This window comes from Halorussus salinisoli, assembly GCA_005239435.1.
Lineage (GTDB): Archaea > Halobacteriota > Halobacteria > Halobacteriales > Haladaptataceae > Halorussus > Halorussus salinisoli.
The window spans coordinates 1-24,591 of record ML241305.1 but is presented as its reverse complement, the minus strand read 5'-3'; the positions used below and the strand labels follow the sequence as shown (position 1 = coordinate 24,591).

General features: G+C 65.1%; 27 protein-coding genes. 9 read left to right on the top strand and 18 right to left on the bottom strand.

Annotated elements, in window-relative coordinates:
* The first annotated feature begins 35 nt into the window (after positions 1-35).
* Both E2484_RS00135 and E2484_RS00130 read left to right on the top strand, forming a co-directional pair.
* Positions 36-257: a hypothetical protein gene (locus E2484_RS00135; protein WP_137283208.1), complete on the top strand. Its 222-nt coding sequence runs from the start codon at positions 36-38 to the stop codon at positions 255-257.
* 36 nt (positions 258-293) lie between these two features.
* The gene (locus E2484_RS00130) at positions 294-641 is read left to right on the top strand and encodes a hypothetical protein (RefSeq protein WP_137283207.1); all 348 of its coding nucleotides are present in this window, start codon (positions 294-296) and stop codon (positions 639-641) included.
* A gap of 178 nt (positions 642-819) precedes the next feature.
* Here the strand turns inward: E2484_RS00130 and E2484_RS00125 are convergent, their stop codons facing one another.
* Positions 820-1,218, bottom strand: a complete 399-nt coding sequence (locus tag E2484_RS00125; protein WP_137283206.1) for a universal stress protein — start codon at positions 1,216-1,218, stop codon at positions 820-822.
* A 306-nt stretch (positions 1,219-1,524) separates the two neighbouring features.
* Complete coding sequence (locus tag E2484_RS00120) at positions 1,525-1,836, bottom strand: DUF7520 family protein (protein ID WP_321111150.1); 312 nt, start codon at positions 1,834-1,836, stop codon at positions 1,525-1,527.
* Between the two features lie 105 nt (positions 1,837-1,941).
* Here E2484_RS00120 and E2484_RS00115 point away from each other — a divergent pair, with 105 nt between their 5' ends.
* A complete protein-coding gene (locus tag E2484_RS00115) occupies positions 1,942-2,838 on the top strand; it encodes an SDR family oxidoreductase (RefSeq protein WP_137283205.1) in 897 nt (298 codons plus the stop codon).
* 47 nt (positions 2,839-2,885) lie between these two features.
* On the opposite strand, the gene ctaD is transcribed toward E2484_RS00115, so the two are convergent.
* The 5 genes from ctaD to E2484_RS00090 form a co-directional block, all read right to left on the bottom strand.
* Complete coding sequence (gene ctaD / locus E2484_RS00110) at positions 2,886-4,607, bottom strand: cytochrome c oxidase subunit I (RefSeq protein WP_137284021.1); 1,722 nt, start codon at positions 4,605-4,607, stop codon at positions 2,886-2,888.
* Between the two features lie 211 nt (positions 4,608-4,818).
* Positions 4,819-5,046: a DUF6684 family protein gene (locus tag E2484_RS00105; RefSeq protein WP_137283204.1), complete on the bottom strand. Its 228-nt coding sequence runs from the start codon at positions 5,044-5,046 to the stop codon at positions 4,819-4,821.
* A 420-nt stretch (positions 5,047-5,466) separates the two neighbouring features.
* The gene (locus E2484_RS00100) at positions 5,467-5,826 is read right to left on the bottom strand and encodes a DUF7541 family protein (protein ID WP_137283203.1); all 360 of its coding nucleotides are present in this window, start codon (positions 5,824-5,826) and stop codon (positions 5,467-5,469) included.
* A 373-nt stretch (positions 5,827-6,199) separates the two neighbouring features.
* Positions 6,200-6,511: a C2H2-type zinc finger protein gene (locus tag E2484_RS00095; protein ID WP_137283202.1), complete on the bottom strand. Its 312-nt coding sequence runs from the start codon at positions 6,509-6,511 to the stop codon at positions 6,200-6,202.
* Positions 6,512-6,515: 4 nt separating this feature from the next.
* Entirely contained in the window at positions 6,516-7,895 is a 1,380-nt protein-coding gene (locus E2484_RS00090; RefSeq protein WP_137283201.1) for a hypothetical protein, read from the bottom strand.
* A 186-nt stretch (positions 7,896-8,081) separates the two neighbouring features.
* Here E2484_RS00090 and E2484_RS00085 point away from each other — a divergent pair, with 186 nt between their 5' ends.
* Positions 8,082-8,300, top strand: coding sequence for a hypothetical protein (locus E2484_RS00085; protein ID WP_137283200.1), 219 nt, complete (start codon positions 8,082-8,084; stop codon positions 8,298-8,300).
* Here E2484_RS00085 and E2484_RS00080 read toward each other — a convergent pair whose 3' ends face one another.
* Positions 8,301-8,564, bottom strand: coding sequence for an MTH865 family protein (locus tag E2484_RS00080; protein WP_137283199.1), 264 nt, complete (start codon positions 8,562-8,564; stop codon positions 8,301-8,303).
* Between the two features lie 416 nt (positions 8,565-8,980).
* On the opposite strand from E2484_RS00080, the gene E2484_RS00075 reads away from it, so the two are divergent.
* Both E2484_RS00075 and E2484_RS00070 read left to right on the top strand, forming a co-directional pair.
* Positions 8,981-10,480 (top strand): hypothetical protein, encoded by a 1,500-nt coding sequence (locus E2484_RS00075; protein ID WP_137283198.1) that lies wholly within the window; start codon positions 8,981-8,983, stop codon positions 10,478-10,480.
* A 210-nt stretch (positions 10,481-10,690) separates the two neighbouring features.
* Positions 10,691-11,785 carry a DUF354 domain-containing protein gene (locus tag E2484_RS00070; RefSeq protein WP_137283197.1) on the top strand — a complete coding sequence of 365 codons (1,095 nt, stop codon included), beginning with the start codon at positions 10,691-10,693 and terminating at the stop codon, positions 11,783-11,785.
* Between the two features lie 23 nt (positions 11,786-11,808).
* On the opposite strand, the gene E2484_RS00065 is transcribed toward E2484_RS00070, so the two are convergent.
* On the bottom strand, positions 11,809-12,804 hold the full coding sequence (locus E2484_RS00065) for a glycosyltransferase family 2 protein (protein WP_137283196.1): 996 nt from the start codon (positions 12,802-12,804) through the stop codon (positions 11,809-11,811).
* A 458-nt stretch (positions 12,805-13,262) separates the two neighbouring features.
* Here E2484_RS00065 and E2484_RS00060 point away from each other — a divergent pair, with 458 nt between their 5' ends.
* The gene (locus E2484_RS00060) at positions 13,263-14,303 is read left to right on the top strand and encodes a M42 family metallopeptidase (protein ID WP_137283195.1); all 1,041 of its coding nucleotides are present in this window, start codon (positions 13,263-13,265) and stop codon (positions 14,301-14,303) included.
* Positions 14,304-14,586: 283 nt separating this feature from the next.
* Positions 14,587-15,147, top strand: coding sequence for a plastocyanin/azurin family copper-binding protein (locus E2484_RS00055; protein ID WP_137283194.1), 561 nt, complete (start codon positions 14,587-14,589; stop codon positions 15,145-15,147).
* A gap of 67 nt (positions 15,148-15,214) precedes the next feature.
* On the opposite strand, the gene E2484_RS00050 is transcribed toward E2484_RS00055, so the two are convergent.
* The 8 genes from E2484_RS00050 to E2484_RS00015 form a co-directional block, all read right to left on the bottom strand.
* Positions 15,215-15,745 carry an SRPBCC family protein gene (locus E2484_RS00050; protein ID WP_137283193.1) on the bottom strand — a complete coding sequence of 177 codons (531 nt, stop codon included), beginning with the start codon at positions 15,743-15,745 and terminating at the stop codon, positions 15,215-15,217.
* Positions 15,746-15,889: 144 nt separating this feature from the next.
* A complete protein-coding gene (locus E2484_RS00045; protein WP_137283192.1) occupies positions 15,890-16,612 on the bottom strand; it encodes a thioredoxin in 723 nt (240 codons plus the stop codon).
* Entirely contained in the window at positions 16,578-17,330 is a 753-nt protein-coding gene (locus E2484_RS00040) for an ABC transporter ATP-binding protein (protein ID WP_137284020.1), read from the bottom strand. The genes E2484_RS00045 and E2484_RS00040 overlap by 35 nt, the downstream gene beginning before the upstream one ends.
* A 37-nt stretch (positions 17,331-17,367) precedes the next feature.
* Positions 17,368-18,126 carry an ABC transporter ATP-binding protein gene (locus E2484_RS00035; RefSeq protein WP_137283191.1) on the bottom strand — a complete coding sequence of 253 codons (759 nt, stop codon included), beginning with the start codon at positions 18,124-18,126 and terminating at the stop codon, positions 17,368-17,370.
* Positions 18,126-19,310, bottom strand: coding sequence for a branched-chain amino acid ABC transporter permease (locus E2484_RS00030; protein ID WP_137283190.1), 1,185 nt, complete (start codon positions 19,308-19,310; stop codon positions 18,126-18,128). The genes E2484_RS00035 and E2484_RS00030 overlap by 1 nt, the downstream gene beginning before the upstream one ends.
* Positions 19,307-20,260 carry a branched-chain amino acid ABC transporter permease gene (locus tag E2484_RS00025; protein ID WP_321111126.1) on the bottom strand — a complete coding sequence of 318 codons (954 nt, stop codon included), beginning with the start codon at positions 20,258-20,260 and terminating at the stop codon, positions 19,307-19,309. The genes E2484_RS00030 and E2484_RS00025 overlap by 4 nt, the downstream gene beginning before the upstream one ends.
* A gap of 125 nt (positions 20,261-20,385) precedes the next feature.
* Complete coding sequence (locus E2484_RS00020; protein WP_321111124.1) at positions 20,386-21,708, bottom strand: substrate-binding protein; 1,323 nt, start codon at positions 21,706-21,708, stop codon at positions 20,386-20,388.
* Between the two features lie 318 nt (positions 21,709-22,026).
* Positions 22,027-23,646 (bottom strand): long-chain-fatty-acid--CoA ligase, encoded by a 1,620-nt coding sequence (locus tag E2484_RS00015; RefSeq protein ID WP_137283189.1) that lies wholly within the window; start codon positions 23,644-23,646, stop codon positions 22,027-22,029.
* A gap of 295 nt (positions 23,647-23,941) precedes the next feature.
* Here E2484_RS00015 and E2484_RS00010 point away from each other — a divergent pair, with 295 nt between their 5' ends.
* Positions 23,942-24,241, top strand: a complete 300-nt coding sequence (locus E2484_RS00010) for a hypothetical protein (RefSeq protein ID WP_137283188.1) — start codon at positions 23,942-23,944, stop codon at positions 24,239-24,241.
* A gap of 117 nt (positions 24,242-24,358) precedes the next feature.
* Here E2484_RS00010 and E2484_RS00005 read toward each other — a convergent pair.
* Positions 24,359-24,591, bottom strand: a 233-nt coding sequence (locus E2484_RS00005; RefSeq protein ID WP_449272296.1) for an AMP-binding enzyme, incomplete at its 5' end; no start/stop codon positions are given.

Below are 24,591 nucleotides of genomic sequence, written 5' to 3'. Positions count from 1 at the left end.
ATGGGTTTAAGTTTGTGGGCCAACCTCGGGAGCGCATGGCACGCGAGACCGCGCTGATCGACAAGGCGCTCGCAGGGGCTGTTGGCATCGCCGCCGGAGCGGTTATCGGCACTCACGCGCTGCGTCACTACCGGGACACCGAGACTACGAGCATCGTCTGTACGGAATGTGGCGAGGCGATGCCGGTCGACGACGTACTCGACCCGACCGAGACGTGCGCCTGCGTCGCGCCGCGGGACTCCCACGACTTCTGGTAGCGAGGCGTTTACCCGCTTCGCGCTGTACCACCGAGTATGGACGACGAGGACCTCCGCGAACGACTCGAACAGCGACTGATGAGCCACGGCGTCTACGTCACCGACCTCGAAACCGACGACGGGACGCTCCGAATCGACTACGAGACGGCCACGCCGGGCGACGGGATTCCCCACCGCGAGGTCGGGCGCGTTCTGAATCGCCTGCTGGCGCTCTGCGACGACGGCTGGGACCCGACCGACGTGGCAGGCACCGTCTCCGACATCGACGGTAACCGCCTCGGAACGTGGCGGGCGGACGGGGAGTGGCTGGTCGCCCACGACCGCGGCGAACTCTCGGACGTGGACCTCTCACAGCGCGTCCTCGACACCATCGAGGAGACGTGACGGCGGAGGGTCGCCGAGCGCGCTCGGCGTGACAGACCACTAGCGGTGGGGACTTTCTGTCCGCCGTTTACCGTGACTTCCGTCTACCCGTTGGCCACTGTAACTTCCGTGGTGTTCGTAGCGATTCGTAGCGAGCGAAGAGCTTTCGAAACCAGAGCCGCTCCGTCAGTAGCGACGTTCACTTCTCGGTCGACCCCGACACGATAACCGGCCGGTCGGATTGGAGGATAATCGACTGGGAGACGCTCCCGAAGATGGCTTTTCCGGCGGGCGAGCGACTCCGGCCGCCGACGCAGATGCAGTCGGCGGCCTCGTTCTCGGCGAAGTCGAGGACCGTCGCGGCGGGTTCGCCGCTCCGCTCCGCGATATCGACTTCGACGCCCGCGTTTTCGAGTATCTCCTCGGCGCGGCGGACCGATCCGACCTGCGTCGCCGACGCGCCGCCGGGGTTGTCCGTGAAGACGTGGAGCAGGGTCGCTCGGACCTCGTCGGCCGAGCGAGGCAGGTCGGCGACTGCACGGGCCTGTCTGCGCGCGCGCTCGGACTCTTCGTCGACGGCGATAACGACGTGGTACATATTCACAACGACGGGGAACGCCGCCTTAGATGTTGGCCTTGGAACGGGGGTAGTGTTCAGAGACGCAGGCGGAACGAGGGTTACGTCCTCGAAAGCCCACCAAGACCGGCGGTCGATTCACTGGGCCCAACTGGAAACTGGTCGCGCTCATCTGAACGCCGCCGGAACGAGTGTTGGAGCGCACGACCGCTATCAGTCCACCCGGCGTCGTTTGTCGAACTGCTGTCCAGCGTGGCCGGTCCGACTTCCGTCCAGAGAATCGGTCGAATCCGCGCGTCAGAAACCGAAGGGTGCGGGGACCAGCGTTCAGGTGTTCTCGCCGGGGCGTTCGGCGTCGGCCTTCTTCGAGACGAGGACGACCAGCACCAGTGGGACGCCGAGCGCCAGGCCCACCGTGACCATGCCGTAGACTGCGAGACCGAGCGGCGTCGGCTGAAGTTCGACCAGTCCGAGAAGTTTGACCGCGGTGAGGTCGTCGGGACCGGCCACGCCTAGCACCGCGCCGACCACGCCGGTGATGGCGACGATGAGGGCGTAGAACCCGACCACGAACGACCGTCCGCCGAACGTCTCGCTCACGTCCCGGAGTCGGGGCGGCGGAAGGATTAGCCTTTTCATCCACACGGCCCCTACCTCCGGTATGTCCGAGAAAGACATGCTGGCCTATCTCCTCGGGGGCATCGCCGTTCTCATGTTCGCGATGGGCATCGTGCTAGCGGTAACGTGACGACCGACGCGCCGAGCGCCACGTCCGGCGCGGTCCTCGTCACGGGTGCGACCGGTACCGTGGGGTCGCACGTCGTGAGCGCGCTCGCCGACCGGGACGCGCAGGTCCGCGCGGCCGTACGCGACCCCGCCGGCGCGGCCGACGAGTTCGCCCGGACCGTCGAACTCGTCGAATTCGACTTCGAGCGACCCGAGACGTGGGGGCAGGCGCTCGCCGACGTGGACCGACTGTTTCTGATGCGCCCGCCCGCCGTGTCCGACGTGAAGCGCCACCTCACGCCCTTCGTGGACGCCGCGGCCAGGACCGGCGTCGAGCAGGTCACGTACCTCTCGGTCCTCGGCGCGGAGAAGAACCCACTGCTCCCGCATCGCCGGGTCGAGCGACACCTCGAATCGACCGACGTAGCCGCCACCTTCCTGCGGGCCTCCTTTTTCATGCAGAACCTCCACGAGGTCCACGCCGAGGAGGTCGCGTCGCGCGACGAGATATTCGTCCCGGCGGGCGACGGCGCGACGAGTTTCGTGGACGCCCGCGACGTCGGCGAGGTGGCCGCCGTCGTCCTGACCGACGCCGACCGCGGGTCAGGCCGCCGGAATCGCGCCTACGACCTGACCGGTCCGGTCGCGCTCGACTACCGACAGGTCGCCGCCGTCTTCAGTGCGGTGTTGGACCGCGGAATCGAGTACGCAGACCCCTCGGTCCCCGAGTTCGCGTGGCGGATGCACCGCCGCGGGTTCGACTGGGGGTACGTCGCGGTGATGGTCGGAATCTACACCACCGCACGCCTCGGACTCGCCGACCGCGTGACCGACGACGTGTCGCGCGTCCTCGACCGCGACCCCCGAACGCTCCGGGAGTACGTCGCCGACTACGCCGACGAGTTCCGGCGATAGCCGTCGCTACTCGCCGAGAAAGAACTGAAAAGCGGTGTCGTTCGTTTCTATTCGTCTGCGACTTCCTCACCGCCGTCGGTAGTGACCTCCTCGCCACCGTCGGTGAGAGCAGTCTCGCGCTTGCGCTCGAACCACGCCCACTCCTTGGTCTTCATGCCGTCGTCTTCGAGGTCCCACGGGTCGCCGCTCTCGACGCGGGGGCCTTCGAGCCACGAGACCAGCAGGTTGTAGACGAAGATGAGCTGACCGAAGGCCATGATGAACGCGCCGACCGTGGCGACGAGGTGCATGTCGGTGAACTGCGGGAGGTAGGTGGCGTAGCGCCGGGGCATCCCGCCGTAGCCCAGCAGGAGCATAGCGATGAACGTCACGTTGCTCCCGATCATCGTGAGCCAGAAGTGCCACTTGGCGAGGGTGCGCTGGTACATCCGGCCGGTGTACATCGGGAACCAGTAGTAGATGCCCGCGAACCCGGCGACTGCAATCGCGCCCATCACGATGAAGTGGAAGTGGCCGACCACGTAGTAGGTGTCGTGAAGCACGAGGTCCACCGGAATCGAGGCGAGGAAGACGCCGGTGACGCCGCCGATGATGAAGTTCTGGACGAACCCGATACAGAACAGCATCGGCGCGGTCAGTCGAAGTCTGCCGTTCCACATGGTCGTGATCCAGTTGAACGTCTTGACCGCGCTCGGTACCGCGATCGCTAAGGAGACGGCCATGAACGACGCCCGGATGCGGGGGTCGATGCCCGTGGCGAACATGTGGTGGGCCCAGACGCCGAACGAGAGGACCCCGATTGCCAGCGTCGAATAGACCACGAACTTGAAGCCGAACAGCTTCCGGCCCGAGAACCGCGGCAGGATGAGGCTGACGAGACCCATCGGGGGCAACACGAGGATGTACACTTCGGGATGACCGAAGAACCAGAACAGGTGTTGCCAGAGGATGGGACCGCCGCCTTCCGTGGCGAAGAACGTCGTGGCGAAGTTGCGGTCCATCAGGAGCATCACGAGCGCGCTCCCGAGCAGCGGGAACGAGAACAGGATGAGTCCCGACTGGGTGATCATCGTCCACGAGAAGATGTCGAGGTTCTCCCAACCCACGTCCTCACCGCGTTCGGTGAAGATGGTGGCGATGAAGTTGATGGCACCCATCGTCGCCGAGACTCCCGATAAGTGGAGGCCGAGCAACATCAGGTCCACGCCCGGATTCGTCTGCTCCACGGAGAGCGGGGTGTACATCGTCCACGAGGTCTGAGCCGGGTCGATGCTGTTGGTCAGCGACGCCAGCGGGAAGCCGGCCCAGATGAGGACGGCCGCGGGCGGAAGCAACCAGAACGCGATGGCGTTGATACGGGGGAACGCCATGTCGTCCGCGCCGATGAGCAGCGGCACGAAGTAGTTCCCGAACGCCGCGATGATGGGCGTCCCGAACAGGAACAGCATCGTGATGCCGTGGGTGGTCAACAGGGCGTTGTAGAAGTTCGCCCCGATGAAGTCCTCCGCGGGCGCGGCCAGTTCGGCCCGCATCAGGAGGACGGCGATGCCGCCCCACGAGAACGCGATGAGACCGTAGAGACCGTAGAGAATGCCGATGTCCTTGTGGTCCACGGTCGTCAGCCAACGCACGATTCCGGCAGGCTTCTCGCTGTGTGCCTGCCCGGTCTGTTCGCCGACGTATCCGCCGCCGGTCGAGAGGGGTGTGTAGGAGCGCCAGTCCTCGAGACGGGAGAGGAACGCGGCGACTCCGAAGAGGAGCACCCCCATGACGACGGTGAGTGCGATTTGCCCGGCTTCTACCATACGCCTTGGTCAGGACTACAAGGTAAAGAAAGGTTAGGATACGCCCCCGCGTCGTCACGGGATTTCGTGTGAACGATTCACAAAGATTTCCGCGGCGTGTTCCGGACGAACCACTGCCTCGTATGCGACAGTTGACCGGCGTTCGGCGGGACGAACGAGAAGGAAATCGGCCGATTCACTCCGACTCGGCGTCCTCGATGAGGCGGGCCGCGAAGTAGGTCAGGTACGCCAGCAGGACGAACGGGACGATTAGCAGGCCGAATCCGACGGCGGAGGTCAGCCCCTCGATCGCCCACGGCGATGCGACCACGAACAGCGCGACGAAGAAGCCGATGATGCAAAGCGGGATGATGTTGACCGAAATGTCGAGCCACGTCTCCCGATCGAAGATGGGGGTTGCCATGTACGACGGTAGCCACGGGGGACCCAAATAGGTTGCCGATTCGCGCCGACGTCCGAACGTCACGCTCCGCGCCTGTAGGTGCGATTCGGGCGCGCGAGGGAAGACCCACCAGTCCATCGAGGACGCTCCGGCCGACCACTCCACCGCGAGCGGTGCGCGGCGCACCGCGCCGCGATGCGAGCGGTGTAACCGCGAGCAAGGCGAGAGTGACCTCGGAAGTCGCATGCCTGCAAAGCGAGCAGGACCCTCTTCCGGCGGCGACCGGGCGGAGGATTTCGAAACCAGACTCACTCCGCTTCCGTCGTTCACTACTCCGACGGCACCAGTTCAGAGCGGGCAACGAACTCCACGACCACGCCAGACACAACTACGAACGTATCTGAGAAACGTATACAATTCCAAGAGAAACGATATCCGAGGTCAGACGCCCTTCGGTTGCCAGAACGAGCCGAACACGCCGCCGAAGAGGAAGATGACGCCGCCGACGAGGATGGCGACCCCGCGGAGGTGGACCGACCCGGTGGTGAAGTACGCGATGACGCCGCCCGCCGCGAGACAGACGACCGACGCGGCGACCAGTCCCTTCCACGGGTCGGCGATGTAGCCCGACTCGCGGAGGATGCCGACGACGCTCCCGACGAACAGCAGGAGACCGCCGACGGCGACGGGGAAGAGTGGCCACACGATGCCGACCTCGAAGATGGCGAGTCCGAACGCGACGAACAGCGGCCACGGGCTCGCTTTGCGGTATTCGTCACTCAGTCCGGGTTGTTCGTCCATACCTCCCACTCGGGAGGGGCGAGACTAAAGGGCACCGCTACGGGATTGTGGCGTCTTAAGGCGTCGTCCGAACGTCTTCGGTCGGGCGAAAGGTAAGTGAGGGCGGCTTCTCGGAACCGGCTACTGGCGACGCCGAGGAGACTACCGCCGACCCGAAGAGTCTCGACGGCAGGATGTTGGAACGGCTTCTCGGCGCTAACTACTGCTCGAATCGAGGAAGACCGCCACCGCACAGCACCGTACCGCCACCGCGTCCCGTGTTCCCCGAGCGCAGACGCGGCGCATCCCGTGGTCTGTGACGATTCGAGAAACGCGGCAGTTCGGGAACCGTCAGTAACGTGGAGGTCGGGCGGCGCGTCTCCGTCGCGGGTACTCAGACGAAGCCCACCGAAATCACGCTGTAGGGGTCGGTGGACTGCCACGAGTAGATGAACAGGAAGACGAAGTACACCACCACCAGCAGACCCAGCATCTTCAACCTGAACGTTCGTAGGTCGTCGTTCTCGCGCTCGTACGTCTCGCGGAACGCCTCGCGCCGGTCGTCGCCGAGGCGCTCCCAGTGGTCGAGTCCCTCGTGGAGAACGAGCAACTCATCGCTCTCCAGCGGACGACCGCAGAACTGGCACTCGGCGGGCGATTCGCCCGGCGGCACGTCGGTCTCGTAGGTGGTGGCTTCTCGGGTCATGGGGTCAGACGAACGGGGGTTCGGCACTCGGTGCGGACACTATCCAGAGGCTCGTCATGGTGTACAGCACCATCACGACGACGAAGGGGTACTGGCTCCGGACCGCCTGCAAGCGACCCGGGAACACCTCGTACGCGCTCGCGTGCGCGACCCAGACCGCCAGCAGGTGCCCGAGCAGGACGAACGCCACGGCGAGCATCCCGAACCAACTCGGCAGGACGACCACCGAGGGGTTTATCGGCGGGTTCAGCGGGTTCGACAGCGCGGCGACGAGCGCGGGCGACAGCGACACGAACAGGCCGATGAAGTGCGCGAGGTGGTAGCCGGCGGCGATGGGCAACAGCGAGGGCGCGAACCGGCGGGCGATGGCGTCCGGTGTCAGGTACGTCTCGGCGGTCTTCCGGGAGTACCGGGCCGCGAGCCAGTAGACTCCCAGAAAGAGGCCGTAGCCAGCGAGCAGTCCGGCCGGATAGAGGACGACCGGGGGCACGCCCGCGCCGACCGCGCCGCGCGCGAGGTCGGTCCAGAGTGGCGTTCCGACGAATCCGTCGTACGTCGTGACCCAGAGAATCGCAACCACGAAGGCCACCTCGTCCCGACCGTCGGCGAGTCGGGCGTCGGTCAGCGCCATGCCGGGCGCTCGGAGTTCGAGGCCGCCGTCCTCGCTCCGCTGAATCGGTGCGACCCGACCGTAGTACCGGAACAGTCGCGCCACGGGGTCGACGCTTCCGAACCAGCGGTCCGGGCCGAAGGCGAGCGCGCCGGCCAGCGTGACGATCGAGTAGCCGACCACGACCCACGCCAGCAGTCGCGGGTCGTCGGCCAGCGGACTGACGACCTCCAGCCAGACCAGCGCGAGCAGACCGACGACGCTCGGCCACGCGCCCAGTCGGTCGGGGTAGTCGCGGTCGAGCGACGGAAGCCACTCGGAGACCGCCCGCCACGGGTTCAGCGCGGGCCAACTGTTGCCCACGAGGTAGACCGTGGCGACGTAACCGGCCCACCAGCCGACCCAGACGAGGAGGATGGCGGCGTTCCGGAACATCTCCTGCGGGCCGACGAGACCGACGTAGACGACGCCGAGCAGGGCCGCGACCGAGAGGACCCGCGTCAGCGCCACGACTCCGTCGAGTCGGGTGCTGGCGACTCGTCGCCAGCCGTGGACCGCGCGGATGAACGCCCGGTCCGTGACGAAGCTAGCCAGCAGGAACGACGCGCCGACGACGCCGCCGCCGGTGAGCAGGAACAGCCACGTCGGCACCGAGAGGCTCCCGGCCGCCGCGCGCAGGCCGCCGCCGTGTGCGAGCGCAGTCCCGGCGAACAGCGTCCCGGCCAGTAGTGCGAATCCACCGAGCGCGAGCGTCCGGACGGTCGGCCGTTTCATCGTCGGCTCTTGGGCCGGTCGGAACTTGTCGCTTCCGGAGTTCTCACGGGGTCTCTACAGTCCCGTCGGGTAATCGAACCCGCTCCTCGGCCGCGCCAGCAGGGTTTTATAGAACGCTGTGGTACGAGCGACGGGGAGATTACCGTGGAACGTCAAGGCACACCGACAGGTCCGGGGGAGCGCGAGATGGGAGAACAGGCCGGAACCGCGCGACCGGACGACATCGCCGAGATGGACATCACCGAGCCGACCGTGACGTGGCTCGAAGTGTCCCACCCGCAACAGCCGATTCCCATCGGCGAGAACGACCGGGTGCTAGACAGCGAGTTCAACCACCAACACGACGTGTGGGAAGTGCTGTTGGTCGCGCTTCCCGAGGACGAGGAAGGTGAAGAAGACGAGTAGCTACAGCATATCCTTCTCGTGCAGGCCTTCGATGAGGTCGTCGACGAGGGTCTCTACGTCGTCGTAGGGGAAGTCCTGAACGCCCGAGAGCTTCGTAGACAACTCCATCGCGGTGAAGCTAACGTCGCCCGCCTCGAAGCGCGTCCCCGGTCCGTCCGGGAGCGCGGGCACGAGGTCCATCGGATTACTGACGGGGAAGTCGGCACCTTCGAACGCCTCGGTGAACTGTTCGCGGAGTTCGGCTTCGGTTTCTTCGTCTGCCATATCCATTGATGTGTGTCGTTCCGGGCAAAAGCGTTCCGGAACAACAGGGAACTCGTTGACCGTTTTCCACTCGTCAGCGCCGACGTTCGACGCGACGGGGAGCGTCCGAAGTGTAGTTCGCTCCCCGTCGAGTGAACTCCGACGAGTGACCCGAAAACGGTCGTCCTCTGCCAGCGATACGTTCGAGTTGTGGCCTCGATCGCAAGCTTCGATTACCGTCGTAATTGCCTCGTTAATCACCTCCTGGACGTGGTGTAGGCGGCCTGTAGATGTCGAAAACGACGTTCCAGACGTTCGTCCGACAGTTCCGCGAGTCGGCCTCAGCGAGGGGCGGTCAATCAGCACATAAATGACTATTCGAGCATTGAAGCGAAACCACAAAGCTTGTAATATAGCAACTCAGCCTTGAAATTGGCATGGCACGCGACAAGACAGCACGCGAACGCGAACAGCGAGAAGCAACAGTAGACCGGCGGTCCTTCTTGGGAGTCGCCGGAGGCGGCGTCGCCGCCGCGCTCGGCGCCGGAACGCTGACGAGTGCGAGCGACGTGGCGAACGCGGCAGAGTATCGAACGGTCACGGTTTCGGCAGGCGAGACCCGAACCTTCAGCGTCGGAAGCGGCGAGACGCTGGAGAACCTCCTCATCGACATGACCGCCGACGGCGCGTCGGCGAAGATATACGCGAGCGGCGACGGCTGGACGGTCCGGAACGTCGCCTTCAAGGGGAACCACCCCGGCGGACACTACCTGTTCACGCCCGCGGTCTCGAAGGGCGGCACCGCCACGGTCGAGAACCTCTACATGGGCGACGGCCAGACCGCGAAGACCGGCAAGGGTGGTATCTGGGTCAACGCTAACGCTCACTACGGAACGCTGAACTTCCGGAACGTCCACATCGCCCACTTCATCGACAACGGACTGTACGGCACCGGCCCCGGCGCCCAGGGCCACGGCGGCGTCGTCAACGTCTACGACAGCTACTTCGACAGCAACAACATCTCCAACATCCGGGTCGGCTCGCTCGACGGCCGGACCTCCCACGTCGAGAACTGCGTGGTCAAGGGCGGAACCGCCCGGCCGTGCGGCGTCGGTTGTTCGAGTCCCGGCTCCGTCAACAGTCGCGGCGTCTGGGCGTGGTGGGGACCGGTCGAGGTCCGCGACTCCGACATCGGCAGTTCGCCAGCGAAGCGCGAGCAGGACAGCAGGGCGGGCGACCCCGAAATCATCTCGAAGAACACCCGCTGGGGCTCGAACGCCGACACGAGCAGAGTTCCGGCGGGCGTCCCCATGACGGCCGAAGAGGCCGCCAGCGGAACCTCCAGCGCCAGCGGTGGCTCCGATTCCGACTCCACGACCAGTGAACCCGACGACTCGGAGGCCGAGGGAACGGTCCTCGAACTGGTCGCCGGGTCGAACACGTCGAGCATCTCCTACGAGTTCACCGTCGAGGGAAGCGCCAAGAAGCGCACGTCCGCTGGCGACGTGGCGGCCGAAGGCAACGACAGCATCACCGACAACGGCGACGGCACGGTGACGGTCACCGGCGTCGCGGGCAACGGTTACGGTGACTCCTTCCTCGTGGACGGCGACGTCGTTTCGATGGACCTCGACGAGAGCAAGTGGACGATTCGGTACGGCGGCGAGGAGGTCAGCGTCTCGGACCTCTCGCTCCCGAACAAACTGGTCATCGACGGGAGCGACGCGCCTCGGGCCGCCAGCACCTACACGTTCGAGGTCAGCGGGTCGGCCCGCAAGAGCGCGGCGCTCGGGTCGGTCAACGCCCACGACACCATCTCGGACGGCCAGATTTCCGGGCGAGTCATCGGCGGGAAGGACGGCTTCCGGTTCTCCGGCGAAATCACGGCCTTCAGGCTCGACGGCCCCGCGACCGTCAGAGTCGAAGACGGGTCCTGACTCCGCCTCGCTACCAGTAACACTCCTTCTCGACGGCAAACGTCTTCTTCTCGACCGAGGCGAACGGTCGTTCGCTCGAATCTCGACAGGACGCGATTACTACTGCGTCAAACCGGACGTACTTCCCCCCGAGAAGTCAGTTGTCGGAGGCTGAAGCGACGGAACGCGCCGTAGAACAATACTCTCACTGGGCCGATGTATGGCCGAGACATGAACTACCTGTTCTTCACGAACACCCCGGCCCACGTCCACCTCTATCGCAACGCCGTCTCGGAGTTGCAGGAGCGCGGCCACGAGGTGCTGGTGCTGGCCCGCGACTACGGATGCACTCTCGACCTGCTCGACTACTACGACCTGCCCCACGTCGTCTACGGCCAACTGGCGACCAACAAGTACTCGCTGGCCCGACGACTCCCGAGCCACTACGTCACCATCCTCCGGAACGTTCGAGCGTACGACCCCGACAAGATATTCGGAGTCGGCGCGTATGCCGCCCACGCGGGGGCCGCCACGGACGCGCCGGTCGTACTCATCACCGACTCCGAGAACACCCACGTCGACCACGCCATCTCGCGGCCCTTCGCCGACGCCTACCTCACGCCGCACACCTTCGACAAGGACCTCGGCGAGAACCACCACGTCTTCCGCGGATTCAAAGAGTGCGCGTACCTCCATCCCGACGAGTACGAACCCCAGACCGACATCCGCGACGAGTTGGGGGTCGGCCCGGACGAGGAGTACGTCATCGTCCGACTCAACGCCTTCGGCTCGCACCACGACGTAGGGCAGGACGGGTTCACGCCCGAGAAACGTCGCCGACTCGTAGCGGAACTGTCCGAGCAGGCGACGGTCTTCGTCTCCGACGAGGGCGGCGACATGGACTTCTCGGAGACGCCCGCTCGGCCCTTCGACCTCCACCCCGCACTCATCCACGACGCGCTGGCCGAAGCCTCCCTGCTGGTCGCCGACACCCAGACCATGGTCACGGAGGCCGCGCTGTTGGGCACGCCAGCGATTCGCTCGAACTCCTTCGTCGGCGACGACGACATGGGCAACTTCGCCGAACTCGAACGCGAGGGTCTCATCTACAACCTCCGCGAGCTCGACTCGGTGACGGAGACGGCGACCGACCTGCTCGCGGATCCGGGCGTCGCCAGCGAGTGGGCGCGCAAGCGCGAGACGTTCCTGGAGGACAAAGTGAACCTCACCGACCTCGTGGTGCAGGTGGCGACCGACCCGACCAGTCTCAGGTCGCTACCCACCAAGCGCACCCACGAGCGGATGCCGACGGGCGCGTCGGTCTGACTCCGAAAACGAGATTTTTCCGTCTACGCGTCGTCCCCACCGGCCACTCGTAGCTCCAGCGCCTCGTTGTTCGACTTGTCGCTGTACATGGCGAGTCCGAGCGACAGGAGGCTTCCGACGACGAGGACCGCGAGCAGGCCCGACCCGGCGACCAGTCCGGCGACGACGGCCGCGACGAGTCCGATTGCGCCGAGCGCGTACCCGAGTGCGGCCGTCCAACTGCCGGACTCGGTGAGTTGGGTTCGCTGTCGATGGAGGAAGTTGATCAGCAGGAGCCACGACAGTTTCGGGACGAAGCTACGGTACTCGATGGTACTCTCCTCGTCGCCGTAGATGGCCGGAATCGCCACGTCGGCGACCGCCATCCCGTGACAGTTCAGCCTCACGAGGAGTTCGTTGGCGAACCCGTAATCGTCGTAGAGGCTCTCGACGTCGAGTTCGTCGAGCGCCCGGTGGGAGATAGCGGTGTAGCCGTTCTGCGGGTCGGTGGTGTGCCAGTAGCCGCTGGCGACCTTCGTCAGTCCCGAGAGCAGTCGATTGCCGAACAGGCGAAAGGCGGGCATCTCCTCGCGGAACTCGGAATCGAGGAGGCGGGTGCCCTTGGCGTAGTCGGCCTTCCGCTCCACGATAGGGTCGAGGAGTCGGTCGAGCTGGTCGGGGTCCATCTGGCCGTCGCCCGCTATCACGGCGGTCACGTCCATGCCGTCGTCGTAGGCCCGTCGGTAGCCGGTCTTGATCGCACCGCCGACGCCGCGATTGGTCTCGTGGCGAATCGGAACGACTCGCCGAGAGGGGTCGAACCCGCCGTCAGCGAGTTTCGGCGCGGTCTCGGGCTCGCCCACGACCCGGTTGGCCTGCTCGGCGTGTCGCCGTATCTCCTGCCACGTTTCGTCGGTAGACCGGTCGTCCACGACGTAAATCCGATCCACGAAGTCGGGGATGGAGTCGATGACCTCGCCGACGAGGCCCTGTTCGTTGTACGCCGGTACGACGACGCCGACTGTGTTTCCGTTGTACATTGTTCGGTGTCTCGCTGGGAGTTGCTGGCTGTATCGACGTGCGACGGGAACCGAATCGCACGGTCGCGTAGGTCCACGATATAATTTCAACAGGTCGGCCTTTGTTATACGCCGTCTGCCGAATCGCCGCCGTCGAGCGACTCGAAACAGGGTCGGCCGTCGGTTCGGTACACGCGCCCAATCGAGCAGGTAATCACCGCAAACGCCGGGGAAACTCCAGTCTCACTCGAAACTGGACCACGAGCAGGCGGGGCTTTCTAACCGTTTGTTACGACGTCTCTTTCAGGGGTTCGCAGCGACCGGACGGGGCTCTCGAAACCAGAACCACTCCGTTTCCGTCGTTCACGTCTCCGACTTCACCGATTCGTAGCAACTCGGTGTCCCACGCGGTAGCCACACTTTCCGACCGAAACCCCGGAAAGACGGGATTTAAGCCGAGTGAGCCGTCAGTATTCGTCATGAACTTCGACTTCGACCTGCTGCGGGAACTCACCGAGACCAGTGGCGTACCGGGGTACGAGGACCGAGTGCGGGACCTCGTTCGGCGGGAGTTAGAGGGCGTGACGGACGCGGTCCACACCGACGCGATGGGGAACGTCGTGGGGACGGTTGAGGGAGCGAGCGACTACGAGGTCGCGGTCGCGGCACACATTGACGAAATTGGATTTATGATAAAACACGTCACCGACGACGGCTTCCTCGAAGTCGATACCCTCGGCGGGTGGGACCCCGACGTACTCCGGGCCCAGCGCGTGACCGTCCACACCGAGGCGGAGGATCTGATCGGCGTCATCGGGTCGATTCCGACCCACGTCCAGGACGACGACGAGGAGTTCTCCATCGACGACGTGACCATCGACCTCGGACTCCCGGCCGAGGAGGTCGAGGAGCGCGTCTCGGTCGGCGACCTCGTGAGCATGGAACAGACGACGGTCCGGGTCGGCGACAACGTGACCGGGAAGGCGCTGGACGACCGGGTGTGTCTGTTCGCCATGCTGGAAGCCGCGAAGCGAGTCACGGACCCGGACGTGACCGTCCACTTCTGCGCGACGGTCCAGGAGGAACTCGGCGTCCGCGGGGCGCCCGCACTCGGCGTGGACCTCGACCCGGACCTCGCGGTGGCGCTCGACGTGACGGTCGCCAACGACATCCCCGCGGTCGGAAAGGAGAGCGAGTACGTGACCGAACTCGGCGACGGCGCGGCGATAAAGCTCAAAGACTCCAGCGTGGTCACGACCCCGAAGGTCCACCGCCGGATGCGCTCGGTCGCCGAGGACCGCGCCATCGACCACCAGATGGAGGTGCTTCCCTCGGGGGCGACCGACACCGCCGGCTTCCAGAACACCCACGGCGCGAAGCCGGTCGGAGCCATCTCGGTCCCGACTCGGTACCTCCACACCGTCACCGAGAGCGTCCACCACGCCGACGTGGAGGCGGCTATCGACCTCCTGACGGCCTTCCTCGAGACCGAGACGGGCGACCACGACTACAGTCTGTAGGTTCGAGACCGGTCGTCCGAGCGGGGCGACGCTCCGGAGACGCCGGCCGCAGCAATGTCCATATATATTTAGGAATCAAAATTCCTTCTTTCGTTATTGATATCATTTCTCTGGCGGTGAGCGACTGAGCAGGAGCGACCTGGAGAGCCACCGTTGGCACACCACCACGCTGACGAACCCGCGATTCTACCGCGAGCGAGCGAGCGCCCTCCGGGCGTCTGACGTCGAAAAGATGTGGGGTCGTATCGAAAGTATAGAGTACCCACCACCGCTAGCCCCGGGTATGAGTACGGAAGGAAGCGAGTCGGTCACGCGGCGTGGATTCATGCGGGCCGCCACGGGGACCGCGGCGGCCGCGGGCGCGGCCGGAACCGCCGTCGCGCAGGAAGAAGGCGGCGGTGGCGGCGGAAGCGAGGAAGTAATAGTCGGTCCGGGCGGGAGCCTCGTGTTCGAGCCCGCCGAGCTGACCATCGCCCCGGGAACGACGGTCAACTTCGTCTGGGAGTCGGACAACCACAACGTCGTCCCCGAGAGCCAACCAGACGGTGCGAACTGGGAAGGAACCGAGGGCGGCGAGAGCAAGACGTACGACACCGGCCACGAGTACAGCCACACGTTCGAGACCACCGGCACCTACGAGTACTTCTGCCAGCCCCACAAGACCGCTGGCATGGTCGGTACCATCACCGTCCAAGAGGGCGGTGCCTCGTCGGGGAGTAGCGGTCCGGCTATCCCGAGTAGCGCGAAGACGCTCAGCATCGCCACGACGGCCGCGCTGGTGTTCACGCTCGGTCTGGCCTACTTCTTCATAAAGTACGGCGGCGACTACGGACAGGCCGAGTAGAACGGTCGCAGTTTCGCTTTTTTCCTCCTCACTGCCGAGCGATTGCTCCATCGCGGCGAACGCTCGGCTACACGCTGTCGGGCGACTCGTGGAGCGTGAGCTCGACCTCCCGGTGCTCGCCCTCCAGGTCCTCCACGATGCGCGCGACGACGCGCTCGGCCTCCTTCAGCACGAGCGGTCGCACCTTGCCGATTACCCAGTCGAGCGAGACGAGTCGCGGCAGGTCGAGCACGTCGGAGTCCGCCGAGTCCGCGTCGAACTCGACGACCAGTCGGACCCGCGAGGCGCTCTCGCGGTCCGGCGGGGCCTCCTCGGGCGCGGGTTCGACCAACCACTCCCCGTGCGCGTGAAGGTCTTTGACGATGCGCCATCCGATGCGCTCGTGCGGTTCGAAATCGGTTACCTCCGACCGGACGACGTAGTTCAGCTTCCACCACTGGAGGTGGATGTCGTACTCCGTCCCGGGACCGCCCTCGCCGTGTCGCGTCACCTGGTCGAGGTGTTTCGAGTAGTCGGCGTACCCCGGGAAGTCGACGAGGAAGTCGTAGGCTTCCTCCGGCGGCACGTAGACGACGGTGCTGAGTTCGACGCTGTCCACGCTGGCGAGTTTGGGACGAACGCGGCGTAAAACTTCCGGCGGACGCGCTACGCACCGTAACAGCGGAGACGCGACTTCGTCCTCGAAAGCCTCCGCCCGCTCGCGGTCGTGGCCTACCGAAGTCGCGGCCCGGCCGACGGGCGGTCAGTCTGCGTAGACCGCTCGCAGGGTCTCGGCCACCGCGTCGGCGTCGCTCTCGCAGACCGTCCTCCGGTCCGGGCCGTCCACGACGACGAACCCCGGCGCGGACTCCACCGCGTGGGTCTCACAGAATGCGACCGCGACCTCGCCGTCGATGCCCGCAATCGCGGCGTCGTCGGGCGTCGCGTCGAGGATCGTCGGCAGGTCGGCCTTCGTCGCCTCGCAGGGGTCGCAGAATCGCTTCCAGACCGAGACCACCGCGCGGTCCCGGCCCGCGAGGAACGACTGGGGGTCGTCGGTCACGTCCGCGATTTCGGGCGGGACCGGCGAGTCCGGGACGGTCTCGAACACCATCACGGTCATCGCAGCGAGGTCCTCTGCCGGGAATTCGCGCTCTACGTGCGATTGGACCGCCAGATAGCAGACGAACTCGGCGCGCGAGACGCCGCGTTCGGCGACGAGGTCGGCCGCGGCGTCCGCATCGGGCAGGCCGAAGGTCGCCGCGACCGCCTCGTGGAACTCCGAGTCGTCCACCCCGACGTACGAATCGTGGTAGATGGCGTGGGTGTCGTCGAACTCGTCGGTGGTTCGGACGCCGGCGTCGCCGACCGCCAGAACTCTCTCCTCGACCAGCGCGTCGAAGAGCGCCTCCGAGTCGCTGGTCGTCGCCGCTCGATTCCCTCTCGCTTCCTCAGACGCCGAGGTATCGGTCTCTCGTTTCGTCATCTTCGCGTAGTTCCGCCGCGGTTCCTTCGAAGACGATGCTCCCTTGGTCGACGACGTAACACCGGTCGGCGACGCCCATCGCGGCGACGGCGTTCTGCTCGACCAGCAGAATCGTGGTGCCCGAGTCGCTGATGCGCTCGATGGCGTCCTCCACGTCGGCGATTATCTGGGGTGCCAACCCCTCGTAGGGTTCGTCCAGCAGGAGCAGGTCGGTGTTCTGCTTCAGCGCCCGGGCGATGGCGAGCATCTGCTGTTCGCCGCCCGAGAGCGTCCCGGCCTGCTGGGTCTTGCGCTCGCGCAAGCGCGGGAACTCGTCGTACACCTCCTCGGTCGTCATCCCGACGTGTTCGACCTGCACCTGTCCGAGCGACCGCCCGACAGTGTTCGACCGGTTCTCCGAGACTTCGGCGAGGTGGAGGTTCTCCTCGACCGTGAGGTTCGGAAAGATGCGCCGCTCTTCGGGCACCAGCGAGAGACCCCGCGCCGAGACGTCCTCGGGAGCCATCGCGGTGATGTCCTCGCCCTTGAACGAGATGCGGCCTTCGCGGACCTCCGGCGGGCGCGCGCCCGAAATCGACCGGAGCGTCGTGGTCTTGCCCGCGCCGTTCCGACCCAACAGAGCACAGATTTCTCCCTCCTCGACGGTCAGGTCCACGTCCCGGAGGATGTGGCTCTCGCCGTAGAAGGCGTCCACGTCGGTCAGTTCCAGCAGACTCATCTCGACCGCCCCCACGTCGCCGTCCGCGACGCTCGTCTCACGCCTCGACACCTCCGAGATACGCCTCCTGCACGTCGGGGTCGCCCTGGACTTCCTCGGGCGACCCCTCGGCGATGACGCTCCCGCGATTCAACACCACGATGCGGTCGGCGACGTTGAACACGACCTCCATGTCGTGCTCGACCAGCAGGACGGTCAGGTCGAGTTCCTCCTTGACCTGCTCGATGAGTTCGACCGTGTCGGCGGTCTCCTCGGGCGACATCCCCGCGGTCGGTTCGTCCATCAACAGCAGGTCGGGTTCGCTCGCCAGCGCGATGCCGAGTTCGAGTCGGCGCTTGTCGCCGTACGGCAGGTCTTCGGCGACCACGTCGCGCTGGCCGAGCAGGCCCACGGCGTCCAGCGTCCGGCGGGCCAACCGGTCGACCTCGCCGTAGTTGTTCCGGTGCCGGAGGAAGTTGAACCGGAACGAGCCGTGTTCGGCCGCCAGCGACGCGATTTGGGCGTTCTCCTCGACCGAGAGTTCCGGGAAGATGGAAGCCGTCTGGAACGACCGGCTCACGCCCTTCTGGACCACCTCGTGGGGGTCGTCGCGCAGAATCGACTCGCCCTTGAACGAGATGTCGCCCTCGGTCGCGTCGAGCATCCGGGTGACGAGGTTGATGAGCGTGGACTTGCCCGCGCCGTTCGGTCCGATGATCGAGATGGACTCGCCTTCCTCTATTTCGAGATCCACGTCGTCTACCGCCACTAGACCGCCGAACGACTTGGTGAGACTCCGGGTTTCGAGCAGCGCCATCAGCGACCACCTCCAAGTCGTCCGAGAGCACTCGCCACGTCCTCGAACAGTCCCCAGATGCCCCGCGGGAACAGGACGACGACCGCGACGAACACCAGTCCGAGGATGAGGTGCCAGTACGCCCCGAACCCGTCGAGCAGGACGATCGGCTCCTGGACCAGCGTGACGTACTCCGAGGGACCCGTGAACGGGACGGTCAACTGCTGGACGCCGCTGACGATGTTCTCGACGTAGAGGTACACCCCCGCGCCGAGTATCGGGCCGAACAGCGACCCGACGCCGCCGAGTACCGCCATGATGACCACCTCGCCACTGGTGGTCCAGTAGAACGACGACAGGGGGACGTAGGCGCTGTAGATGGTGAACAGGCTCCCCGCTATTCCCGCGAACGTCCCCGAGATGACGAACGCCATGAGTTTGTAGCGCCAGACGTTCAGGCCGACGAACTCGGCGCGCTGGTCGTTCTCCCGAATCGCCCGGAACACCATCCCGTACGGCGAGTGGAGGATGCGGTTGGCGGCCGTCACGCAGAGGACCGCTATCGCGCCGACCAGCACGTACTTCCACGTCCCGACCAGCCAACTCAGCCCCGGGACCGGATACCGAAGCTGGAAGACCCCGAACAGCTTTCCGATTTCGACCCCCGTGAAGCCATTCTCGCCGCCGGTAATCCCCGCCAGCGGCGACAGCGCCATGTAGTAGGCCATCTGGCCGAACGCCAGCGTCAGGATGGCAAAGTAGATGCCGCCGCGCCGGAGCGAGACGAACCCGAGTATCCACGCCGACAGCGCCGCGAACGTCGTGCCCGCGAGGATGACGAGAATCGGACTCGACGACACCTGCGCGCTGAACACCCCCGCGGCGTAGGCCGCGCCGCCCCAGAAGGCGGCGTGACCGAACGACAGCAGGCCGGTGTACCCCAGCAGGAGGTTGAACCCCATGGCGAAAATGCCCCAGATGAGGATGAGGGTGGCGAGGTCCTGATACCCCTGTAGCACGCCGCTGACGACCGGCGCGCGAGCGAACAGCCACGGGAAGACCGCGACTGCGAGCGTGGTCGCCGCGACGACGAACCACTCGCTCTCCCGGACGCGCTCCCACGAGGGGAACTGGCGCTCCGCTCGCTCGACGACGGTCCCGGCGTCCTCGGTCGCGTCGGCCGTCTCGGTGGGTTCGTCGCTCACGGTGCCACCTCCTCGGCCCCGAGCAGACCCTGCGGTCGCGCGAGCAGGACGACCGCGGCCAGCACGTAGATGCCGACCTGCGACCACTGCGGCGCGATGGCCACCATAACCGCCAGCGTCTCGCCGATGAGAATCCCGCCGAGGACCGCGCCCGTGATGGAACCGACCCCGCCGATGACGACGACGAGGAAGGAGGGGACCAGTATCTCGGTGCCGATGTTGGGATTGACCGCGTACAGCGGCCCGCCGACCACGCCCGCGACGCCCGCGAGCGCCGCGCCGACGCCGAACACCATCAGGTAGGGCCGCGAGAGCTTGATACCCAGCAGTTCGACCATCTCGGCGTCCCGCGTCCCCGCGCGCACCACCAACCCGAAGTCGGTGTACTCGATGAGACCGTAGACCAGCACGACGACTGCGGCCGTAATCCCGATGATGTACAGTCGCCACTCGGGGAACGTCCCCACGATGGGGAGGTTCACCTGTCCGCTGGCCCACCCGGGCCGCGCGAAGTTGTAGCTCTGGCCCCCGAACAGGATTTTGAACACCTCCTGAATCACGATTGCGAGTCCGAACGTGAGCAGTATCTGGTCGGTGTCGGGCCGGTCGTAGAACGGCCGGGCGACGAATCGCTCCATCAGCAACCCGACGACGAACACCAGTACCGGGACGATGACCAGCGCGGCCAGAAAGCCCCATTCGAGTCCGATGGGCGTGTAGCCCCAGTCGGCCAGTTTGCCGTCGGTGACGTTGATTTCGAGCGTAATCAGCAGTCCGGTGTACGTTCCTATCAGATAGAGCGCGCCGTGAGCGAAGTTGACGAACTTCAACGTTCCGAGAATGATGGATAGCCCGATGGCGACTAACACGTAAATCGCGCCCTGCTGGAGACCGTTCAGGAACGTCTCCACGACCGCTTGGACGAACAGCGGTTCGCCGACGAGCGTCACGCTATCACCTCTATTTCCCGTTCGACCCTCCGACTACGATTCCCCACCACATCTGTTTGATATTCTCTCGCAAGCATAACGGTTGGTTCCCTCCTTTCGAACCCCCGACTGGGGGTCGAACCGAACTACTCGTACGGTCCGAGTTCGCACTCCGCGGCTGGTCCCTCGTCGCACCCGTAGCCGAGTTGGTCCCTCGACGTGACGTTGACAATCTCGTAGAACTGACCCTGTTGCTGGTCGCTTTCGGCCAGTCCCTTCACGACCGGGACCGCGCGCTGGGCCTGATGGTCGCAGGCCCGCATCGTCTCTTGGCCCATCCCGATGTTGTCGTACTGTCGGCCTTCTAGTTGCCTGATGACCTCCGGCGGGTAGAAGGTGCCCGCTCGCTCGACTGCGGCGGCGTACTGGAGCGTCTGGGCGTACGCCAGTTGGGCGACCCCGGACGGGATGCGGTCGTACTGGTTCTGGAACACCTGCGTGAACTGGTTCGACGGCGGATTGTCGATTTGGGAGTCCCACGCGACGGTGCCGTACACCCCCTCGATGGCCCCGCCCGCGGCCTGCGCCATCGGCCGGTTGTACAGCGGGACGATTATCTCCATGTCCTGGTCCAGTCCCATCTCCTTGGCCTGAGTCAGCGAGTTCGACCCGTCGAGGCCGTAGTGGTCCAGGAACAGCACGTCGGCCTCGTCGCGCGGGACCTGCTGGAGGTACGACGAGAAGTCCTTCGTCCCGAGTGGCGTGGCGACGCTGTCGAGTTCGTTCCACCCCGCTTCGCCGAAGAACTGGCTCATCGACGACTGGACGGTCTGGCCCCACGTGTAGTCGGCGTACAACTGGTAGAAACTGTTGTTCTCGCCGTACTCTTCGATGACCGGCGGGACGAGCGCCTGCGCGGTCATGTAGGCGTTGAACATCTCCCGGAACGAGTACCGGACGCAGGACTTGCCCGTGGTATCGTTCGAGTGGGTCAGACAGCACATGTACTGCACCTTCTCACGCTGACAAAGCTCCTGAATCGCGATGGCGACCGCGCTCGACGAACCACCGGACAGCATGATGGCTTGGTCGCGTTGAATCATCCGGCGGGCCGTCTGGCGGGCCGTGTCGGCGTCGGTCGCGGTGTCACCCGAGACGGACTCGACCTGATTGCCGAGGACTCCGTTGCCCGTGAGGTCCGACCAGTTGTCCACCCAACCGCCCCCGTTGTTGAGGTGGTCGACTGCCAACTGATACGCCCGAAGTTCGTCCTGTCCTTCCGAGGAGTACGGTCCGGACTGCGGGACCGTGAATCCGAAGGTCGGATTCCCCTGAACCGGGAAGTTCCCGATGGGTGGATACTCCTGTGCACTCGCGCTCCCGGCGACCCCCAGTCCGGACAGACCGGTCGCTCCGGCCATCTTCACGACGTCGCGCCGCGACACGTCCGTTTTTTCTCTCTGCGCCATGCTATCACGGGACGATAACCTCATTAATAATTATACGGGATGATTCCAGTACCGTAATTGTAAAATATCGCTCTATTCCGAGAGTAGCGAAGTGTTAGCGGGGTATCACCGTAATATACGACGGGTGGTGAAAAATGTAATATTGTCAATAATTATCGTATCGGCCCGGGTCGTCTAGTTCAGAACTACAACCTCTCGGACCCACGGCGTAGTTCGCAGACCACTCGTGGAACGACAGTCCCGAGAACGAGAGGAGTCGCCCGAGCGCGGGAAACTGCCCGAGAACGCGGGAAACCGCCCGGAAATCTCGGCCTCGGGCTACCCCTGTCCGACCATCCGGTCTTCGTCGTCCCACTCGCGGGCGCGAAGTTCGTACTTCTGAATCTTGCCCGTGGCGGTCGAGGGGAGTTCAGCCACGAACTCCACCCGGTGGACCGCCTTGTACGAGGCCAGACGCTCCTTCGTGAACGACTCGACCTCCTCTTTGGTCACGCCGGGTTCGTCGGGGTCGCCCGACTCCGGGACCACGAACGCCTTGGGCGTCTCGCCCCACTGGTCGCTCGGGGCCGGGACGACCGCCACGTCCGAGACCGCCTCGTGGTCGAAGAGCGTGTCTTCGAGTTCGATGCTGGAGATGTTCTCGCCGCCGGAGACGATGATGTCCTTCTTGCGGTCCTGAATCGACACCATGCCGTGTTCGTCTACGACCGCGAGGTCTCCGGTGTGGAACCATCCCTCGCGCCTCTCGTTGAACGCCTCGTCGGTCGCCTCCGGTTTCTCCCAGTAACCGTCCATGACCTGGTTGCCCCGGACGACGATTTCGCCGATGGTCGAGTCGTCGCGGGGCACGTCCTCGCCGTCGTCGTCCACGACTGCGACCTCCGTGCCGAGGACGCCCATCCCCTGGCGCTTCTTGAGCTTGAAGCGACTGTCGTCCTCGGGGTCCATCAGGCGACGGGCGTCCGAGATAGTGACGAGCGGGCCGGTCTCGGTCAGGCCGTAGAGGTGCTTGAGATACCAGCCGAACTCGTCTTCGACGGTCCGAATCGTCGCCTCGGGCGGGGCAGACCCCGCGGTCGTGACCCGAACGTCGTTGTCGCCGGACATCTCGGGGTGGTCGTGTTCCTCGTAGTAGTCGATGAGCATGTTGAGGACGGTGGGTGCGCCACAGAGGAAGGATACGTCCTCGGTCGTGACCTTCTCCACGATGTCGGCCGCATCGACGCCGCGCGTGCAGACGTGTTTCGCGCCGATGCCGGTAATCGCGTATATGTGGCCCCACCCGTTGACGTGGAACATCGGCAGGGTCCAGAGGTAGACGTCGTCGTCGTAGAGTTCGTGGTGGACCGAGAGGACGTAGGCGTGGAGGGTCTCGGTCCGGTGGGTTCGCATCACGCCCTTCGGGTCGCCCGTGGTTCCGGAGGTGTAGTTGATGGTGATGATTTCGTCCTCGGACATCTCCGGGCGCTCGTACTCGTCGGGGTCGGCGTCGGCGATTACCTCCTCGAACTCCTCCCAGTCGCCGTCGGTCTCGCCCGCGTCGTTGGAGATGAACACCTCGGTCTGGACCTCGTCGCGCACGGCCTCGATTTTATCGGCGTAGGCGTAGTCGGCGACCACGGCGTCCACCCCGGCGTCGTTCAGGATGTACTCGTAGTCGCCGGGCGTGAGTCGGTAGTTCAGCGGCGTGTGGACCGCACCCAACTGCATGATGCCGTACGCCGATTCGAGGTGGTAGTGGGTGTTCGGGTCCAGCACTGCCACGCGGTCGCCCTTCTCGATGCCGCGGTCGGCCAGCGCGGCCGAGAGTCGGTCGGCCCGGTCGCCCAACTCGTCGTAGGTGTATCGCTCGCCGGTCGTCGCCACCACGGCCTCTTGGTCGCCGTAGTGCGAGCGCGCTCTGTCGAGAAAGTCGGTCACGAGCAGAGGTTTGTGCATGCGGAGATATTCATCAACTTTCACGATATAAATTGCGGTGGCGGTAAGTAATTCGACAGACGGCGAGGTGGTAGGCTTCGTCTAGCTGGATATCTCCCGGCGTGACCAGTCCGGGTCGCACTAACCGCGCGAGGTCGTTAACCTCCTCGTAACTCCTCTCTCGTTACAGACTTCTCCAGTTACTTCCCCATTACAGACTCCTCCCGTTACAGCACAATCACCGTCTCGTACGTTCTCAGATGCTACCGAGAGAACGCCCACCAACTATACCTCTACAAACGTCGTCACCCCTATCGTGAGCATCAAGCAATCGATGCGAGACATCGACCGCGCCGTCGAGGACGCTCTCGAAACCCGGGAGCAGTACGAGGTCAAACGGGAAGGTCGGTCCCAGCGACGCGCCTACGAGAAGTCCATCGAGTCGGTCCGCGAAGTCGCGGGCCAGGCCGCGAGCGAGCGACTGGCGACGTGGATAGAGACCACGATTCGAGACGAGAAGAAACTCCCGTCGAGTCGGAGAGTCCGGAAGAAGGGCGCGGAAATCTGCCGAGACGCGGGCGAATCGGTCTCCACGAACGACTGGCTCGGTGCTTGAAACCGGATTCTCCTGCTCGTTCGCTTCCCGACGAACCGGACGGCGACGAGCGAACCGTAGCCGGGAAGACCGGTTAGAAAGCCCGGGTGTCCGTTTCACCGAGGCGTCCGAACGTCGTCAGTCCCCACTGACTTTCCGCTGGATGTCCTCGACCACGTCGGGGTTCCTGAGCGTGGAGGTATTGCCCAGTTCGTCGCCGTTGGCGATGTCTTCCAGCAGACGGCGCATGATTTTGCCCGAGCGGGTCTTCGGGAGCTCGGGGGTGAAGACGACCGCCTCGGGTCGGGCGATGGGGCCGATGGCGTCTTCGACGCCTTCGACGATGCGGTCGCGCATCTGGTCGTCTTCCT